The sequence below is a fragment of the Streptomyces sp. NPDC094143 genome (assembly GCF_040303825.1).
GTDB lineage: Bacteria > Actinomycetota > Actinomycetes > Streptomycetales > Streptomycetaceae > Streptomyces.
Genome location: NZ_JBEOTZ010000024.1, coordinates 71,578 through 90,349 on the forward strand (window position 1 = coordinate 71,578; position 18,772 = coordinate 90,349).

12 protein-coding genes are annotated in these 18,772 nt (G+C 71.8%); 4 read left to right on the plus strand and 8 right to left on the minus strand.

Features of this window, described 5'->3' with window-relative positions; translation table 11 throughout:
• Positions 1 to 23: 23 nt before the first annotated feature.
• Together ABTZ58_RS27245 and ABTZ58_RS27250 are read right to left on the minus strand one after the other, a co-directional pair.
• A complete protein-coding gene (locus ABTZ58_RS27245; RefSeq protein ID WP_351361877.1) occupies positions 24 to 2,675 on the minus strand; it encodes a cellulose binding domain-containing protein in 2,652 nt (883 codons plus the stop codon).
• Positions 2,676 to 2,909: 234 nt separating this feature from the next.
• Positions 2,910 to 5,828, minus strand: coding sequence for a glycoside hydrolase family 48 protein (locus tag ABTZ58_RS27250; protein WP_351361880.1), 2,919 nt, complete (start codon positions 5,826 to 5,828; stop codon positions 2,910 to 2,912).
• 396 nt (positions 5,829 to 6,224) lie between these two features.
• On the opposite strand from ABTZ58_RS27250, the gene ABTZ58_RS27255 reads away from it, so the two are divergent.
• From ABTZ58_RS27255 to ABTZ58_RS27265, 3 genes are all read left to right on the plus strand, one after another.
• Positions 6,225 to 7,946, plus strand: coding sequence for a glycoside hydrolase family 6 protein (locus ABTZ58_RS27255; RefSeq protein WP_351361883.1), 1,722 nt, complete (start codon positions 6,225 to 6,227; stop codon positions 7,944 to 7,946).
• A gap of 147 nt (positions 7,947 to 8,093) precedes the next feature.
• Positions 8,094 to 9,014: a class I SAM-dependent methyltransferase gene (locus tag ABTZ58_RS27260; protein ID WP_351361886.1), complete on the plus strand. Its 921-nt coding sequence runs from the start codon at positions 8,094 to 8,096 to the stop codon at positions 9,012 to 9,014.
• Between the two features lie 77 nt (positions 9,015 to 9,091).
• Positions 9,092 to 9,463, plus strand: a complete 372-nt coding sequence (locus ABTZ58_RS27265; RefSeq protein ID WP_351361889.1) for a hypothetical protein — start codon at positions 9,092 to 9,094, stop codon at positions 9,461 to 9,463.
• Here ABTZ58_RS27265 and ABTZ58_RS27270 read toward each other — a convergent pair.
• From ABTZ58_RS27270 to ABTZ58_RS27280, 3 genes are all read right to left on the minus strand, one after another.
• Entirely contained in the window at positions 9,450 to 10,241 is a 792-nt protein-coding gene (locus tag ABTZ58_RS27270; protein ID WP_351362022.1) for an aldo/keto reductase, read from the minus strand. The genes ABTZ58_RS27265 and ABTZ58_RS27270 overlap by 14 nt on opposite strands.
• A gap of 158 nt (positions 10,242 to 10,399) precedes the next feature.
• Positions 10,400 to 12,226, minus strand: a complete 1,827-nt coding sequence (locus ABTZ58_RS27275; RefSeq protein ID WP_351361892.1) for an AMP-dependent synthetase/ligase — start codon at positions 12,224 to 12,226, stop codon at positions 10,400 to 10,402.
• Between the two features lie 300 nt (positions 12,227 to 12,526).
• A complete protein-coding gene (locus tag ABTZ58_RS27280; protein WP_351361895.1) occupies positions 12,527 to 13,405 on the minus strand; it encodes a LysR substrate-binding domain-containing protein in 879 nt (292 codons plus the stop codon).
• A gap of 172 nt (positions 13,406 to 13,577) precedes the next feature.
• On the opposite strand from ABTZ58_RS27280, the gene ABTZ58_RS27285 reads away from it, so the two are divergent.
• Positions 13,578 to 14,594 (plus strand): bile acid:sodium symporter family protein, encoded by a 1,017-nt coding sequence (locus tag ABTZ58_RS27285; protein WP_351362025.1) that lies wholly within the window; start codon positions 13,578 to 13,580, stop codon positions 14,592 to 14,594.
• Here ABTZ58_RS27285 and ABTZ58_RS27290 read toward each other — a convergent pair.
• The 3 genes from ABTZ58_RS27290 to ABTZ58_RS27300 all read right to left on the minus strand — a co-directional run bounded on the left by ABTZ58_RS27290 (position 14,530) and on the right by ABTZ58_RS27300 (position 18,712).
• Entirely contained in the window at positions 14,530 to 15,771 is a 1,242-nt protein-coding gene (locus tag ABTZ58_RS27290; protein WP_351361898.1) for a DUF5005 domain-containing protein, read from the minus strand. The genes ABTZ58_RS27285 and ABTZ58_RS27290 overlap by 65 nt on opposite strands.
• Positions 15,772 to 15,782: 11 nt before the next feature.
• Complete coding sequence (locus ABTZ58_RS27295; protein ID WP_351361901.1) at positions 15,783 to 17,654, minus strand: exo-alpha-sialidase; 1,872 nt, start codon at positions 17,652 to 17,654, stop codon at positions 15,783 to 15,785.
• A gap of 140 nt (positions 17,655 to 17,794) precedes the next feature.
• A complete protein-coding gene (locus ABTZ58_RS27300; RefSeq protein ID WP_351361904.1) occupies positions 17,795 to 18,712 on the minus strand; it encodes a quinone oxidoreductase family protein in 918 nt (305 codons plus the stop codon).
• Between the last annotated feature and the right edge of the window lie 60 nt (positions 18,713 to 18,772).

Below are 18,772 nucleotides of genomic sequence, written 5' to 3' on the forward strand. Positions count from 1 at the left end.
CGCGCCCTCCCGGGGGAGGTCCGTCAGGTCACCGTGCAGCTCTGGTCACCCAGTCGGAACGCGGTCGGTTTCGTGTTCGTCCCCGACCAACTCGCCGTGAAGCCGAAGCTCACCGACGCGCCCTTCGCCACCGTGCCGTTCCAGCCGACGTTCCTCGCCGTCACCGCCGTGCCCGACTGCGCCGCCTGCGCGTTCCACGCCTGGGCCAGCTTCTGGCCGTCGGCGAAGGACCACGTGAGGGACCAGCCGGTCCAGGGACCGGTGCCGGTGTTGGTGAGCTGCACCTCGCCCTGGAAGCCGCCCGACCACTGGCTCGTCACCTTGTACGTCACCGCGCAGGCGCCGGTGGGCGTGGGGCCGGGGCCCGGGTCCGTCGTCCCGCCGCCGGAGGTGTCGCCGTAGATGACGCCGCGGCCGTTCGTGGAGACGTAGACACGGCCGTAGACCCTCGGGTCGCCGGTGATCGCCGCGCCCGTCCAGCCCCACTGGTGGGCGTCGTCGTTGACACGGGTCCAGCTCGCGCCCTTGTCCGTGGAGCGGAAGATGCCGCGCACCCCGCCGATCTTCGCGCTGGTGTAGAGCGTCTGGTAGGAGGCGCCGGGCGCGGCCTTGCCGAAGCCGACGGTGTCGGCCTGCTCGACGCCGGGCAGCTTGGTGAAGCTCGCCCCGCCGTCCGTGGAGTGCCACAGGCCGTACGCGCCGTCCGCCGCGCCGCCCGCCAGCCACACGTCGCCCTTCCCACCCGGCAGCGCCTTGAAGCGGACGCTGTCACCGCTGGGCAGCCCGGTGGCCGGGGACGCCTCGAACGTCGCCCCACCGTCCTCACTGACGTAGAACTTCCCCGACTTGAAGCCGTAGAAGGTGTTGGCGTCGACCCGGTCCGACTCGACGATCGCCCCGGCCGGGATGCCGCTCGACGCCTGCCACGACGTGCCGAAGCCGGTCGTGTGGTGCACGCCGGCGCCGTCGGGGCTCCACACGAACCGGCCGCCGTCCGCGGCCGACGCGACCGTGCCACCGCCGCTCACGCCCGACGGGTCGGTCCCCGCGAACCAGTTGGCCCCGTTGTCCGTCGAGAACGCGATGTGCGGGCCGGTGTCCAGGTTGCCCACGCGGACCACGGTGTCCGGGTTCGACTCGGCGAAGTCCAGGCTGGTGGTCGTGGTGAAGTTCGGCTGGGTGAACATCATCGGCGGGACCTTCGTCAGGTCCGTGTGCCGGAAGCCGCCGATGTCACCGAGCGCGCTCAGCAGCGGAGCTCCGGACGGGGGAGAGGCGAGGTCGTTGACCGCCGTCTCCTCCAGCCCCCGCACCATCGGCTTGACGGTGAACTTGCCGCCGCTGTCCCAGTTCCCGAGGTTCTCCGTGCCGTAGATCGTCGCGCCCGTGCCGTACATCATGCGGTTCGAGTCGAACGGGTCGATCTCCAGCGCCTCGGTCATCCAGCCCAGCTTCGGCGTCTGCTCGGGCGGCTGCGGGTTCGCGCCCCAGGTCAGCCACGGCGACGACGAGACGTCCATGGTGTAGCGGTTCTCGCGGTTCGGGTACGACGTGTAGTCCCACGCCCTGCTCCAGGTGGCGCCGCTGTCCGTGGAGCGGAAGATCTGTGTGTCCGGCCACCAGGCGCTGTACGCGGTCGCCATCACCGTGCCCGGTTTCTGCCGGTCCACGGTCAGCCCGCTGAAGCCGTGGAACGTGTCGGCCTCCGCCACCGGGCTGATGTCCGTCCAGGTGCCCGTCCCCGTCGCGTAGCGCCACACCTGGCCCTTGCCGCCGTCGTACGGGCCGCCCTTGTCGCTGTAGGCGAGGTAGAGGTGGCCGTTCTTCGCGTCGAGGACGCCCTTGTGGGCCAGGTACCCGGTCGGCTGGCCCGCGAGCCGCTGCCAGGTCGCGCCCGCGTCCGTCGACCGGTACACCGCGTTGTCCTTGTCGGCGACTCCGACGTAGAGGGTCTTCGTGGCGCTCCCGGCCGTGCCCGTGGACTCGTCGAAGGTGACCCACACGATGCCCTGGTTGTCGGACGCGTAGCCGGAAGTGTCACCCGGATCCTGGGCGTAGTCGCCCACGTTGGGGAAGTTCGTCACCTGCGACCAGGTCACCCCGGAGTCCGTCGACCGCCACAGCCCCTTGCCGCTGGGCGCGCCCAGGTACAGCACGCTGTTGCGGTGCGGGTCCACGGCCAGCCGCTCGCCCATGCCCCGACCCGGCATGTTGCCGCCCAGCTTGAACGGCAGGTCCGTCTTCTGCCAGCTCGCCCCGCGGTTCGCGGAGCGCATGATCGCGCCGTTCTTCGGATCCCAGCCGTTGGTGTACGTCCCGACCGCCGCGTACACCCGGTCCGGGTCGACGGAGTCGGAGGCGATGCTGACGACGCCCGTGTGCCCCCAGTCGTCCCAGCCGACCGAGTCCAGCAGCGGCGTCCAGGACTTCGAGGACTCCTGCCAGCGGTAGGCACCGCCGATGTCCGTGCGGGCGTAGGCCAGGTTCTTCTCCGTGCGGTTGAAGACGATCCCGGGGACGAAGCCGCCCCCGTCGATCCGGGCGTTCTTCCACGTGTAGGTGTCGGCGGCGAGCTTCGGCTTCGGCGGGTCGGCGGCCAGCGCGGTGGGGGCGCCGCCCGACAGCAGCCCGGCCGCCAGCGCCAGAACGGCCGTGAGGATGCGGGTTCTTCGCACGGCGGGTTCCTTCCGGTGAGGGGGAACGTGCGAGAGCCGGGCGGCTCCAGTGCGGGTGGAGCCGCCCGGCCGGGGTGGCCCCGCGTCAGGTGCGGGGCCGCGTACGCGGAGCTTCGGGCGCCGCTTCGGGGGCCGCGGGGGCTGCATCGGTGTGCGGCTCCGCCGCGCGGGCGCGACCAGCCACAACGGGCCCGCAGCCGACCACGGCCCCACCCGCGGAGCGCCCGGCGGGGGCTATTCGAGAAGCTCCGCGTACGAGCCCATGGCCAGGGCGATGTCGGCCTGGGCCCAGAACCGGTGGTACGTGAACGACGGCACGGCCCCACCCGCCAGATAGGCCTCGATCTTCGACCACGCGGGGTCGTCCTCGTAGAAGGACCGGATCGAGTCGAACGTCGACGACGAGTTGATCGCGTCACCGTTCGGCATCGTGCCCGTCCAGCCGCTCGGAATGGGCACCGGGTCGTCGAACCGGTTGTAGTCGGCCCGGCTCTCCGGGACGGCGATCCCCAGCGCGTCCTGGTGGTTGTCCCACATGCCGTCCAGCAGCTTCTTCGCGGCCGCCGCGGCCTCGGAGTCGCCCGAGCGGTCGGCGTAGTACGTCAGCGTCTTGGCGTACGCGGCCGCCACCCCGACGTCGTTGGTGTAGTCCACCACGCTGACGTGCAGCCCGCTGTTGGAGCCGGGGCTCGACGCGTTCCAGGTGTCGGGCTGACCCGACCACTGCAGCGTCGACGGGATGCGGAACGTGCCGTCCGGGTTGAACGTGGTCTTGGACAGCGCCCAGTCGACCCACTTGTCGAGGACCGTCTTGGCCTGCGCGTTGCCCGTCTGCTGGTACAGCTCGGCGACGCGCTCCATGGACCACGCCTGGAAGCCGAACCACTGGTTGGACGGCGGGTCGTGGTAGACCGGCTTCTCGTCGTAGTACATGCCGTAGAACGTCGACTTGCCCGCCGGCGGGGTCGCGTAGCGGCCCGCCCAGCTGTTGGTCGCGCCGCCCGCGATGGCGCCCTCGTCCGACTGCAGCCAGCGGTAGAACTCCAGCTGCCGGTCCAGGGACTTGGCCCAGTCCGCCGCGCCCGTCGCCGACTTGGGCTTCAGCGGGGCGTAGTTGGCGAGCGCGTACGCGGCCAGCGGGTTCTGGTAGCCGCCGTGGGCGTGGCTGGAGCCGATGCGCCAGGCCCAGCCGGCGCTGGTGTCGGTGGCTCCGCCCCAGGCGTAGTACCAGGACATCAGGTAGAAGGAGGCGTCCTTGCCGGTGCCCGCCGGGCAGGTGGAGGGACCGACGCAGTTGCCGACCTTCTTGAAGTACTTGTCGAACATGGAGTAGCGCAGGTAGTCGCCCATCTTGGCCGCCTTGGCGACCGTCGCGGAGACCTGCCCGCCCTTGCCCTGCTCCTTCGCCCACAGGTCCGCCCAGTAGGCGGCCTGCACGGCCCGGGCGTCGGCGTCCGGCGCGTTGGTGAACTTCCACTGCTTGGCGTAGGAGGCGTCACCGGTGAACAGGTCCAGGTAGCCGTTCTTGCCGCCGTACTTGAAGGCGTCGCAGGTCGGCTGCGGCACCGTCTCCCACACCGACTCCTGCGCCCCGCGCTGGAAGGTGTTGATGTACGACGGGCCGGTGTCCGACGGGCCCGCCTCGCACTTGCCGGGCGCGTTGCCGAAGCCGTAGACGTTGTCCACGTCCTGCAGCCAGTGCATGCCGTAGACGTCGTCCGTGCCGTACGCGCTCTTCAGCTCGGCCGCGATCGGGTCCGGGCCGACCGGGACGCCGGAGTCGAGCTTGGCCGGGTACTCGGCGGGAGTGTCCAGCTCGGGCGCGTAGGTCGCCGGCTTGGAGGCGTTGTAGAAGGAGTTGGTCGGCTGGTCGGCCTTGGTGGGGATCATGTACTTCTCCATGAGGTCCCACGCGCCGTTGAACTTCGACCAGTCGCCGGTCACCTTGCCGTACATGGCCTGCAGCCACAGCAGGTAGCTGTACGCCTCCGAGGTGGTCTCATGGCCGTGGTCCGGCGCCTCGACGATCAGCGTCTCGACCGAGTGGTACGGGATGCCCTCGGGGGAGAAGTAGCCGTTCGCCGGGTTGGTGATCTTCCCGTAGAGCTCCAGGAAGCGGGCCTCGTACGCCTTCGTCGCGCCCAGCTGCGTCACCGTGACGGCGGCCTTGGCGTGGCCCGGCGCCGTCGACTCGAACACGGCCGATCCGGAACCGGAGTTCGCGGCGGTGACCGTCACCTTCTGCGCGGTGTTCCAGTTCTGCGGCGTGAAGGTGAGGGAGGCACCGGACGAGACCGACAGGTTCGTGTTGCCGCTCGCGCGGGCCGAGGTCACGGTCACGTCGGCGGCGGGCTGCTTGGACAGCTTCACCTCGTACGTGCCCGACTTGCCGGACTGCACGCCCAGTTGGAGCGGCGAGGCGACCACGGCCGGGCCGGAGGCGACGGTGATGCCGACCGGGGTGGAACTGGCCGAGGCGCCCAGGCTGTCGTACGCCTTCGCCACCAGGGAATGACTGCCCACGGTCAAGCTGGAGACCGAGAGCGCGTAGGGCGCGCTGGTGTCCGTGCCGAGCAGCGTGGTGTCGTCGTAGAACTCCACCTTGCTGATCGTGGCGTTGTCCGCTGCGGCGGCCGTGGCGGCCAGCGGAACGGCCTCGCCCTGGGTGTAGACGGCGCCGGCGGCCGGGCTGGTCAGCACCGCGATCGGCGGCTGGTGCGCGCCGGTGCAGGGGGTGCCGTTGACCGAGAAGGACGTCGGCGCGGTGTTGGTGCCGCTGTAGCCGAACTGGGCGCCGGTGGAGACGGCTGCGCCCGCCGCGACCCGGGCGTTGTGCGCGGCGTTCTTCACGGTGATGTTCTGCCCGGACTGCGACCAGCTGCCGTTCCAGCCGTTGCCCAGCTTCTGGTTGCCGGAGTAGGCGTAGGTCAGCGTCCAGCCGTCGATGGCGTCCGTGCCGCGGTTGGTGAGGGTCAGGTCCACCGTGAAACCGGAACCCCAGTCGTTCGTCTTGTAGTCGACGCTGCACTGCAGCGGCGCCGCCTGAGCGGGCGTCGACCCCGAGGAGAGCATCGTCAGCGGAAGCGCGAGAGCGGCGAGGGCGGCGGTCCACAGGCGCCGCACGGCTCTGCGTCTGAGGGGCGGGGGATGCATGGTGCTGGTCCTCCTTGCGGCTCGGAGAAGTCAAGGCCTGAACCAGTGGGAGCGCTCCCATAGTGAGGACGGGCCAAGGGGTGGTCAAGGTCCGTGAAGAGTCGAAAAGATTCGACGACACCGGTTGCGGGAAAGTCGGCAACTCCCCTGTTCTTTGCCGACACTTGGCGCTACCTTCCTTGACACCAGTGGGAGCGATTCCATCAGTCGACGCGTCCGTCACGGCGGGCCCGACCTGCAAGGAGTCGCTCATGCGACACCTCTCGCGTTCAGTACTTGTAGCCGCCGCCCCCGCGGCCGCGCCCTGCTGCGCGTGTGCCGGTGCCGGGTTCCTCGTGTCCTTTCGGATCGCGCCCTGAACGGCCGACACCCCCAGCGAAAGGGACACCCGCACTCATGAGCCGTACCAGAACAGCGTTACTGGCCGCCATGGCCCTGGTCGCCGGCGCGACCGGCACCGCGTTCGCCGTCGACCCCGGCGGCCCCGGCACCGCCGCCGTCCCCTGCACCGTCGACTACAAGATCCAGAACCAGTGGAGCACCGGCTTCACCGCCGCCGTGACCCTCACCAACAACAGCGCCGCCAAGTCCTCCTGGTCGCTGAAGTGGTCCTACGCCGGCAACCAGAAGGTCGCCAGCGGCTGGAACGCCAAGATCAGCCAGAGCGGCGCCGAGGTGACCGCGGCCAACGAGAGCTACAACGCCCAGCTGGCGACCGGAGCCTCGGTGAGCTTCGGCTTCCAGGGCAGCTACAGCGGCAGCAACGCGATCCCGGCCACCTTCACCCTCGACGGCGTGACCTGCAACGTCGACGACGGCGGCTCCGGCGGTCCCACGGACCCGCCGGACCCGGGCGGCCCCGCCAACCGGGTGAACAACCCCTACGAGGGCGCCAAGGTGTACGTGAACCCGCAGTGGTCGGCCAACGCCGCCGCGGAGCCGGGCGGCAGCCGTGTCTCCAACCAGCCGACCGGCGTGTGGCTGGACCGGATCGCCGCCATCGACGGCGCGGGCGGCAAGATGGGCCTGCGCGCCCACCTCGACGAAGCCCTGCGTCAGAAGGGCTCCGGTGAGCTCGTCGTCCAGTTGGTCATCTACAACCTGCCCGGCCGCGACTGCTCCGCCCTGGCCTCCAACGGCGAACTGAAGCCCGACGAGATCGGCCGCTACAAGACGGAGTACATCGACCCCATCAAGGCGATCCTCGCCGACCCGAAGTACGCCTCGCTGCGGATCGTCACCACGGTGGAGATCGACTCCCTGCCCAACCTGGTCACCAACACCGGCAGCCGTCCCACGGCCGTCCCGCAGTGTGACGTGATGAAGGCCAACGGCAACTACGTAAAGGGGGTCGGCTACGCGCTGAACAAGCTCGGCGACGTGCCGAACGTGTACAACTACGTCGACGCCGGCCACCACGGCTGGATCGGCTGGGACGACAACTTCGGCCCCTCCGCGTCCCTGTTCAAGGAGGCGGCGAACGCCGAGGGCGCGACCGTCAACGACGTCCACGGCTTCATCACGAACACGGCGAACTACAGCGCCCTGAAGGAGGACAACTTCTCCATCGGCGACACCGTGGCCGGCAAGTCCGTCCGCGAGTCGAAGTGGGTCGACTGGAACCGCTACACCGACGAGCTGTCCTTCGCCCAGGCCTTCCGCAACCACCTGGTCTCGATCGGCTTCCCGTCCGGCATCGGCATGCTGATCGACACCTCCCGCAACGGCTGGGGCGGCACCGCCCGGCCCGCCGGCCCCGGTCCGCAGACCTCCGTGGACGCCTACGTGGACGGCGGCCGCTACGACCGCCGCATCCACCTCGGCAACTGGTGCAACCAGGCCGGAGCCGGCCTCGGCGAGCGCCCGCGGGCCAACCCGGCCCCCGGGATCGACGCGTACGTGTGGATGAAGCCGCCGGGCGAGTCCGACGGGTCGAGCAAGGCCATCGACAACAACGAGGGCAAGGGTTTCGACCGCATGTGCGACCCGACCTACACGGGCAACCCGCGCAACAACAACAACATGTCCGGGGCCCTGCCGGACGCGCCGATCTCCGGGCACTGGTTCTCCGCCCAGTTCCGGCAACTGATGCAGAACGCGTACCCGCCGCTGTCGTGAGCGGCTGACACCCCGTCCCCACGGGTCCGCCGGGGCCTTGCGCCCCGGCGGATCGGTGCGCGGGATTTTGCGGGAGCGGCAACAACGGTGGTCTTCTCGCGGTGCGTCATCGCACGCTGGCCGCATCCGAGCGAGAGGCTGACCACCATGGCGCACCACCACCACGACACCGCGCACGAGCACGACCAGGCGCACGGCCACGGGCAGGGTCACCATCACGGCCACACGGACATCGACTGGGCCGGGATGGGCCCGATGCTGGAGTCCTCGGCGGAACTGTTCGCTTCCCTGTACGAGCGGGCCCTGGGATGGCTGGCGCAGGAGGTGACCGAGCCGGGGCTGATCGTCGACGCGGGCAGCGGGCCGGGTGTGGTGGCGTGCCTGTTCGCGGAGACGTTCCCGGGCGCGCGGATCGTCGCGGTGGACGGCGCCGAGCCGCTGCTGGAACGGGCCCGCGCCCGGGCCGAGCGGCAGGGCGTCGCCGACCGGTTCGGCACGATCGCCGGAGAACTCCCGGACGCGCTCGGCGAACTGGACTACCCGGCCGATCTGCTCTGGGCCGGCCGCAGCCTGCACCACCTCGGTGACCAGCGGGCCGCGCTCGCCGTGTTCGCGCGGCGGCTCGCGCCCGGCGGCACGCTGGCCGTCATGGAGGGCGGGCTGCCCCCGCGCTACCTGCCGCGCGACATCGGCATCGGCCGGCCCGGCCTCCAGGCGCGGATCGACGCGGTCGAGGCGGAGTGGTTCACGCGGATGCGCCAGGAGCTGCCGGGCCATGTCGCGGAGACGGAGGACTGGCCCGCCCTGCTGGCCGCCGCCGGCCTGAAGCCCACCCGCTCGCACACGTTCCTGCTGGACCTGCCCGCACCCGCCCCGGACCGTGCGCGCGCCTATGTGATCGCGTCCCTGTCACACATGCGGGACCGGCTCACGCAGGCCCTGGACGCCGAGGACATCGCGACCCTCGACCGCCTCCTCGACCCCGGCGACGAGGCGAGCCTGCACCGCCGCCCGGACGTGTTCGTGCTGGAGGCGCACACGGTGCACACGGCGGTCCGGGCGGTCTGACGCGCGGGCCCTCGACTTCGAGAGCGCTCGATGGACTCCCCGGCATCGCTCATGCGACCGCATCGCACGGGGAAACCATGTCGGGGTCCCAAATCGCGCTCATCACCGGCGGCTGCTGGACGCCGGGTACCGGTCGCCGTCACCGGGCGGGGCGAGAACGGCTGCGCGCCTTCGCCGAGGAACGCGGACACCCCGCGCGGCTGCTGACCATCGCCGGGGACACCGCCGTGTACGACGTGCGGTCCGTTGTCGACGCCACCCGCGGCACGGTCGCCGAGGTGGTCCGGGCGATGCGCCGGCCCGCCGGAGTCGACGTCAGCACGGTGGTCGTACGGCCGGTGGGGCAGCCGGTCCGGCAGGCCGGCCGGGCCGGAAACGGCGGCGGCCCCGGTCCCGAGCCGACGGGGTTCGGGACCGGGGCGCCACCGGTGCGCGTCAGGCTCCGTTGAACTCCGCCGGGTGCGGGCCCAGACGGCGGTCCTCGTTCAGGGCGCTGATGGCCGCCAGGTCCTCGGCGTCCAGGCTGAAGTCGAAGACCTCGATGTTCTCCCTGATCCGGGAGGGTGTCACGGACTTCGGGATCACCACGTTGCCCAGCTGGAGGTGCCAGCGCAGTACGACCTGCGCGGGCGTGCGGCCGTGCTTGCGGGCGATGGCCACGATCGCCGGGACCTCCAGCAGGCCCTTGCCCTGGCCGAGCGGCGACCAGGCCTCCGTGGCGATGCCCTGCTCCGCGTGGTACGCACGGGCGTCCTGCTGCTGCAGGTGCGGGTGCAGCTCGATCTGGTTCACCGCGGGGACGACCGACGTCTCGCCGATCAGCTTCTCCAGGTGCTCCGGCAGGAAGTTGGAGACACCGACGGCCCGGATCCGGCCGTCTGCGTGCAGCTTCTCGAACGCCTTGTAGGTGTCGACGTACAGACCCCGCTCCGGCGTCGGCCAGTGGATCAGGTACAGGTCGACGTAGTCCAGGCCGAGTTTCCGAAGCGACGTGTCGAAGGCGCGCAGCGTGGAGTCGTACCCCTGGTCGGCGTTCCAGAGCTTCGTGGTGACGAAGAGCTCCTCGCGGGGGAGACCGGAGGCGGCGACGGCCTTGCCGGTGCCCTCCTCGTTGCCGTAGATCGCCGCTGTGTCGATGCTGCGGTACCCGGCCTCCAGCGCCGTCGTGACGGCCGCCTCGGCCTCGTCGTCCGGCACCTGCCAGACGCCGAAGCCCAGCTGGGGCATCTCGACGCCGTTGTTCAGGATGATCGGGGGGACCTTGCTCACGAGCTCTCGATCCTTCGGTTCGTGGTCAGTGGTGCTCCCATCGTCAACGATCACGAGCCGTGATGCATTCCTGACGGGAGAATTCACAACCGACGCATGCCCCGGCGGAGCGGACGTCACGCCCGGTACAGCGCCTCCACCTCGTTCTCGTACGCCTTCTCGATCGCCTTGCGCTTGAGCTTCAGCGACGGGGTCAGCAGCCCGTGCTCCTCCGTGAACGGCTGGGCCAGGATGCGGAAGGTGCGGATCGACTCGGCCTGCGAGACCAGCGTGTTGGCCGCGACCACCGCGCGCCGCACCTCCGTCTCCAGGTCCGCGTCGCGCACCAGTTCCGCCGGGGACATCCGCGGCTTGTTCCGCATGGCCAGCCAGTGCTCCACGGCCTCCTGGTCCAGGGTCACCAGGGCGGCGATGTACGGGCGGTCGTTGCCGACCACGACGCACTGGTTGACCAGCGGGTGGTCCCGGACGCGTTCCTCCAGCACACCGGGCGAGACGCTCTTGCCGCCGGAGGTGACCAGGATCTCCTTCTTGCGGCCGGTGATGGTGAGGTAGCCGTCCTCGTCGAGCGAGCCGAGGTCGCCGGTGGCGAGCCAGCCGTCGTGCAGGGCCTCGTCGGTGGCCTTGGGGTTGTTGAGGTACCCCTGGAAGACGTTGTGGCCGCGCAGCCAGATCTCGCCGTCGTCCGCGATGTGCACGGTCACGCCGGGGATGGGCTGCCCGACCGTGCCGAACCGGGTGCGCCCGGGCGGGTTGGCGGTGGCGGCGGCGGTGGACTCGGTCAGGCCGTAGCCCTCGTAGATGTGCACCCCGGCTCCGGCGAAGAACAGCCCGAGCCGGCGGTCCATCGCCGAGCCGCCGGACATGGCCTGCCTGACGCGGCCGCCCATCGCGGCGCGGATCTTGGAGTAGACGAGCTTGTCGAACAGCTGGTGCTGCATGCGCAGGCCCGCCGAGGGGCCGGGCCCGGTGCCCCAGGCCCTGGCCTCCACGGCGTCGGCGTACCTGACGGCCACGTCCACGGCCTTCTCGAACGGGCCGGAGCGCCCCTCCTTCTCGGCCTTGCGGCGGGCCGCGTTGAACACCTTCTCGAAGATGTACGGCACCGCGAGGAAGAAGGTCGGCCTGAACGCGGCCAGGTCCGGCAGCAGTGCCGCCGCGTTGAGCTGCGGCTGATGACCGAACTTCACCTTGCCCCGGATCCCCGCGACCTGGACCATCCGCCCGAAGACGTGGGCGAGGGGCAGGAACAGCAGGGTCGCCGCCTCGTCGCCCTTGCGGGAGTGGAAGACCGGCTCCCAGCGCTCGATGACCGTGTCCGCCTCGTACATGAAGTTGCCGTGCGAGATGACGCAGCCCTTGGGGCGGCCGGTGGTGCCCGAGGTGTAGATGATCGTGGCGACCGAGTCGGGCGTGACGGCCTGCCGGTGGCGGTGCACCACCTCGTCGTCGAGGTGCGCGCCCGCGTCGTACAGCTCGTCCACGGCGCCGGAGTCCAGCTGCCACAGGCGGCGCAGCTGCGGCAGCCGGTCGATCACGGTGGCGATCGTCATCGCGTGGTCCTCGTGCTCCACGACCGCGGCCGTCACCTCGGCGTCGTAGAGCATCCAGAAGCACTGCTCCGCCGAGGAGGTCGGGTAGACCGGCACCACCTGGGCGCCGATCGTCCACAACGCGTAGTCGAACAGCGTCCACTCGTAGCGCGTGCGGGACATGATCGCGACCCGGTCGCCGAACCGGATGCCGCTCGCCAGCAGCCCCTTGGCCAGGGCGAGGACCTCGTCGCGGAAGGCGGCACTGGTGACGTCCCGCCACTGCCCGGACTCGTCCTTGCGGCCGAGCGCGATGTGCAGCGGGTCCTCCTGGGCATGCTCGAACACCACGTCGGCCAGACCGCCCACCGGAGGTGCCAACGCCAACGGAGGGTTGGAAAACTCGCGCAAACCCCGCTCCCCGCTCCTCAGCGCTTGTGATGAGTGACGCTCCGCACAGCGCGGTGAAAGCTACCCCAAGCAACCAAGGTGCGGGAGGGGGGCCGAAGGTGAGCAACGCTCTCGTCCGCGCTGGTCAGCGAGGGATAATACGCTCACATGGGGAAGGGTCGGACAGTTTCCTGACGGTTGAGTAAGTTTCGGTCCCGTAATCTCCACCGAATCTGTACGACTCCGGAGGCAGGGTGCCGGGCACCGTCGCGGCGTCTGTTCTGTCAGCGCGGCGACGGCACATTCTGTCACTCCGGCTCGTCACAGGCCCTTGCGCGCGGTGCGGTGCAGCCGGTCCCCGCCGGACAGGAGCGCCGCCGCCAGGGCGTCGGCCGCACCCTGCGCGGATGGCCGGCGACGGCCGTGCACCACGACGAAGTCGACCTGCCCCAGCTCCGGCAGCCCCGCCCGGTCCGGGACCCGGACCAGCCCCGGCGGGATCAGGCCGCGGGAGTGGGCCATCACGCCGAGCCCCGCCCGGGCCGCCGCGACGAGGCCGTTGAGGCTGCCGCTCGTGCACACCACCCGCCAGGCGCGGCCCTGCCGCTCCAGCGCCTCCAGGGCGAGCGCGCGGGTGATGCCCGGCGGCGGGTAGACGATCAGTGGCACCGGGCGCTCCGGGTCCAGCCGCAGGCGCTCCGCGCCGATCCACACCAGCCGGTCGTGCCGCACCAGCTCACCGCGCGGGTCCTCGGGCCGCCGTTTGGCGAGGACGAGGTCGAGCTTCCCGGCGGCCAGCTGCTCGTGCAGCGTCCCCGACAGCTCCACCGTCAGCTCCAGGTCGACCTCCGGGTGCTCGTGCCGGAAGCCCTCCAGGATCTCCGGCAGCCGGGTCAGCACGAAGTCCTCCGAGGCGCCGAAGCGCAGCCGGCCGCGCAGCCGGGTGCCCGCGAAGAACGCCGCCGCCTGCTCGTGCACCTCCAGGATCCGGCGCGCGAAACCGAGCATGGCCTCGCCGTCCTCGGTCAGCTCCACCGAGTGGGTGTCCCGGGTGAACAGCGTCCGCCCGGCCGCGTCCTCCAGCCGCCGCACGTGCTGGCTCACCGTCGACTGCCGCAGCCCGAGCCGCCGCGCGGCCTGCGTGAAGCTCAGGGTCTGCGCCACCGACAGGAAGGTCCGCAGATGGGAGGGGTCGTACATGCGGCCGAGCGTATCGCGCACCATGATGACAGTCAGCGCGGTGTACGGGATTCCCGATCGCCGTGCGCGGGAGCAGGATGGAAGGGGGACGCTCCGGCCCTGCCGGGGTCCGCCCGTCCCGTCCGTACCGAGTGAGTGGAGCCTCGTGAAACGCCTGCGCCGGCCGCGCCGGATGCCGATCGATCCGTACGTCCTCCTCCTGCTGGCGACGGTGGGCCTCGCCGCGCTGCTCCCGGCGCGGGGGACGAGTGCCGAGGTGGCCTCCGGCGCCTCCACGGCGGCGATCGCCCTGTTGTTCTTCCTGTACGGGGCCCGGCTGTCCACCCGCGAGGCGCTGGACGGACTGCGCCACTGGCGGCTCCACGTCACCGTCCTGGCCTGCACCTTCGTCGTCTTCCCGCTGCTCGGCCTGGCGGCCCGCGGACTGGTGCCGGTGATCCTCACGCACCCCCTCTACCAGGGGCTGCTCTTCCTCACGCTCGTCCCGTCGACCGTGCAGTCCTCGATCGCCTTCACCTCGATGGCTCGCGGCAACGTGCCCGCCGCGATCTGCGCGGGCTCCTTCTCCTCCCTCGTCGGCATCCTGGCCACTCCGCTGCTCGCCGCCTCCCTGCTGGGCGGCAGCGGCGGCGGCTTCTCCGCCGACTCGCTGCTGCGGATCGTGCTGCAGCTGCTCGTGCCGTTCCTCGCCGGGCAACTGCTGCGCCGCTGGGTCGGCGGCTTCGTCACCCGCCACAAGAAGGTCCTCGGCCTGGTGGACCGCGGCTCGATCCTGCTCGTCGTCTACACGGCGTTCAGCCAGGGCATGGTCCAGGGCATCTGGCACCAGGTCAGCCCGCTCAGGCTGGGCGCCCTGCTGGCCGTCGAGGCCGTCATCCTCGCCGTGATGCTGTTGCTGACCTGGTACGGCGGGAAGGCACTGGGCTTCGGCCGGGAGGACCGCATCACCCTGCAGTTCGCCGGCTCGAAGAAGTCCCTGGCCGCCGGACTGCCCATGGCGAGCGTCCTGTTCGGCGCGCACGCCTCGCTGGCCGTGCTGCCGCTGATGCTCTTCCACCAGATGCAGCTGATGGTCGGCGCGGTGATCGCCAAGCGCCGCTCGCACGACTCCGGCGCGACCGAGGTCAGCGCGCCGGAGCCAGCCGCAGGGTCACGAACCGCGGTCGGTACAGGGACACGTTCCGGCTGAGCCGGTCGGCGGCGTCGGTGATCTCCAGCCAGTTGACGTCGTAGCTCAGCACGAGCCGTCCTTCGCCGCTCAGCACCGGGTGCGCCTGCGGGTTGTAGGCGGCGACCTGGCCCGGCGGCAGGGACGGGCTGAACTCCTTCACCGGCCCGTGCCACGGCCCCTGCGGGAAGCACGCCCAGTACGCGGCCACGGTGGTCAGGCCCCTGGCGCCGGTGGCCATGGTGAACAGCATGTAGGTGCCGTCGTCGCGGACCACCGAGAAGGCGCTGCCCACCCCTCGGCGCCGCCCGTCCCCGAGCACCGGCCGGGGGCGGGCGCCGGCCGTCCAGTCCGAGCCGTTCCAGTACTGCCAGGCGGCCGGGTCGGCGAGAGCGCCCTCCGGCACCCGGGCCGCGTAGGCGTGCGAGGCCGGGCGGGAGACGGCCCGGCCGTCGTCGCCGCCGAAGACGTACGTCCAGCCGTCCTCCTCCACCAGCGTGGTGCCGAACAGCACGCGCCGGGACGGGTCGGGGACCAGCTGCTGGTCGAGGACCTCGACGACCGACTCCAGACGCAGGTGGGGCAGGGAGAGGGTGGCGACCTCGGTCGCGGTGGGCACGCCGTAGATCCACGGGGAGGGGCCGGCCGTGCGGACCCACAGCAGCACCCGGACGACCTTCTCGGCGGAGCCGGGGGAGCGCGGCTCGACGCGGGCCGCGACCGGCCAGCGCCACTGGTTCGGCGCCGGGTCGGCGAAGAGCGGGGCGGGCAGCGTGGATTCGGGCCGGCCCTGGCGCATCAGCACGGCCGAGTTGCGCACCAGCGGCGCGGCGGCGTCCCGCCAGGCGTGGGACTCGCCGTGCGGGTTGGGCGGGCCGTGCACCCGCCCCAGGTAGGTGTCCGAGAACAGCCACAGCACGCGGCCGTCCGGCAGCCGCACCGAGTGGGTGCCGTCCCCGCCGGTCCAGTCGTCGGTGCGGGAGGCGTCGTCGCCGTAGCGGGCGAACTCGCCGGTGAGGCGCTCGTCGGCCTGCCAGGAGCGGACCGTGCGCGCCCGGCAGGGACCGCCGCCGGGCTCCGCGTCCTCCTCGTCCGGCCGGGCGATGAGCAGCGCGGCCCCGAGAACCAGGACCAGCAGCAGGCCGATCCCGGTTCCCGTGCGCTGTCGTGCTCGTGCTGCGTATGCGTCGTCGGGCACGCCCCGTGACGTTAGTTGCTGCCGCTCACCTGGTCCATGGGGAGCCACAGCACCGTGCCCCGCGCGGCCGCGCCCGAGGCGCCGGCGGCCAGCTCCCGGTCGGACAGGGCCCGGTTCCACACGCGGACGTCGTCGACCGCCCCGGTGAGGTGTGCCCTGCTGTCCATGCGCTGGCCGATGTGCACGCCGAAGGGGGAGTTGCGGCTGACCGAGCCCGCCACGTCCGCGGTGCTGAGGGCCTCGCCGTCCAGGAAGAGCGTCAGCCGCCCGCCGCCGCGGCGCAGCGCCAGATGGTGCCAGCGGCCGTCGTTGCGGGCGCCGGCGCTCCACACCGAGGCCGTGTGGACGGTCGCCGCGCCCGAGCGGGTGGTGATCAGCGCCCGGACCCGGTCGCTCGCCGGCTCGCCGCGCAGCCAGACCTGCGGCTGGGTGCCGCCGATGCCGCCCATCCACAGGAAGGGCTGCTCGCCGGCCGTGGCGGTGTAGCGGAAGAACAGGGACGCCGTGAAGTCCCCCTCGCCGAGCGGCAGTCCGGAGCGGTACGGCAGGCGCACGGCGTCGTCGGTGCCGTCGAAGGACATGGCGCTGCCCCGCACCCCGGCCGTCCGCCCGGCACCGCCCAGGACGGCCGCCGGTCTGGCGCCCGCCGCCGCGTCCCGGGTGGTCGGGTCGGCGCCCCGGCGGGGCTTCAGCCAGTCCTCGGTGAAGCGCGCGAAGCGGATCTCGTCCCGGGCGTCGGCCGCGCCGCCCTCGTAGAGCAGGCCGACGGCCGAGCCGTCGACCGCCGCCATGTCGGAGTAGCCGGACCAGTCCGTGGTGACGACCGTGCCCCGGTCCACGCTCTCCCAGGTGCGCCCGCCGTCGTAGGAGGAGCGGACCATCATCGTGCGGCGGCGGTCGGGGTCGGCCGGCGCCGACAGCAGCATCCGGTCGCCGAGGCGCAGCGTCGCGCCCTGCACCTGCGGGGTGTAGAGGTCCGGCAGGGCGCGGAAGGGCGTGGCGAAGCTGTCGCCGCCGTCCGTGCTGAAGGTCTGGGCGCGGTGGCCGAGGTCGGTGCCGTCCTGCTCCCGGCCGCTGACGAGGAGGGCGCCGTCGGCGCGCTCGGTGAGCGTCACCTCGGACGGCTTCTGCCGGAAGGTGCCGTCCTCCTCTATGGGCCAGGTGTCGGTGGCACCGATCCGCCAGTGGTCGCCGCCGTCGTCGCTGACGACGAGTGCGGCGTGGTTCGCCGAGACGCGACTGCCGTTCCACGTCTCGGTGTTGACGCCGAACACCAGCCGCCCGGCGTGCTCGCCGCGGGTCAGTTGGATGCCGTGCACGGGGCCCGTGGCGTACCAGGAGTTCCAGTCGCCGGGGAGGATCTCGCCGCTCAGGTCACGCGGCCGTGACCACGTCCGGCCGTCGTCGTCGCTGTACTGCAGGTGCGGGGTGCGGTCGCAGGGGATCCGGCAGTTCCCGGCGTCCGTACGGCCGGTGTTGTACGTCTCGGCCAGCAGGACGCGGCCGGTGCGGCGGTCCACCAGGGGCGCCGGGTTGCCGTGCGTGTCGCCGGCGCCCTCGTTGACCACCTGGAGCGGGCCCCAGGTGCGGCCGCCGTCGGTGGAGCGCTTGAGGACGATGTCGATGTCGGCGGCGTCCCCGCAGTTGAGGACGCGGCCCTCGGCGAAGGCGAGCAGCGTGCCGCTGGTGGTGCGCACGATGGCCGGGATCCGGAAGCAGGCGTAACCGGGGTCCTGGGAGGCCTTGAAGAGGACCTGCTGCTCGAACTCCCGTAAAGCCGCGGCGGGTTCGGCCTCGGCCGGTGCGGTGGGCGCGAGCAGCGCCGCGGCGGCCACAGCGGCGGTCAGGGTGGATCTCAGACGGGTGCGAAGACTTGACGGCATGGTGCGACCTGCCCTTCATGCGTCTGGCGGCTGGAACCACCGGGGACGGGAACAGACATCCGGTCATCCGGACATCCCATGTCCTGAGTGGGGGTCACAGACGGTACTTGGCTTCTCGGACCCCCCACAAGAACCGTGCGTCAGGGGATCAGGACGACCTTGCCGAGGTTGGACCGCGCCTCGATCTCCCCGTGCGCCTTCGCCGCGTCCTCCAGGGCGAACTCCCCGTGCACGGCCGGCCGTAGCTCACCGGCCGCGAACAGCCGCCACAGCTCCTCGCGCCACTGCTCGTACACCTCCGGCCTCCCGCGGGCGACCCGGGCCATCTGGAAGCCGATGACCGACTTGGCGCCCACGAGCAGGTCGTACGCCCGGATGGTGCCGCCGCCCGAGCTGTACGCCACCAGCCGTCCCTCCGGGGCGAGCGCGGCGAGGGCCGGGGTGAGCACCTCGCCGCCGACGGCGTCCAGGACGTAGTCGACGGGCGTGCCCCAGCTGTCGTCGCCGTAGGTGATGACGTGGTCCGCGCCGAGGCCCCGTACGAAGCCGGCCTTGGCGGGGTCGGAGACGGCGCCCACGATCCGCCCCGCGCCGCGTGTCCCGGCCAGTTGCACGGCCAGGTGGCCGACACCGCCGGCCGCCGCCGTGACCAGGGCCGCCTCGCCCGGCTCGGGGCGCGCCGCCTCCAGGGCGCCGAGCGCCACGAGGCCGCTGCGGACCAGGGCGACCGCGGTGACGGCCCCGGCGTCGCGCGGGACGGGGGAGGCCATCGCCTCGTGCAGGAGCGCGAAGTCGGCGTAGCCGTGCCCGAAGCACAGCCCGGTCACCCGGTCGCCGGTGGAGAAGCGGCTGACGCCCTCGCCGACGGCCGTGACCTCTCCGGCGACCTCGCCGCCGAGCGGGACCGGTTCGGCCGCCTCGGTGACCTTCCGGACGACCGGGAGCGTCACGCCGATCGCCTCCGCGCGCACGAGCAGCTCTCCGGGGCCCGGCTCGGGGACCGGAGCCTCCTCGACGAACAGGGGGCCGCCTCGGGATTCGTAGCGGACGCGGCGCATCGCACCTCCGGGGTCACGGGTCGTTCCCGCGGATCGTTGGGCATCCCAACGACTTCGTTG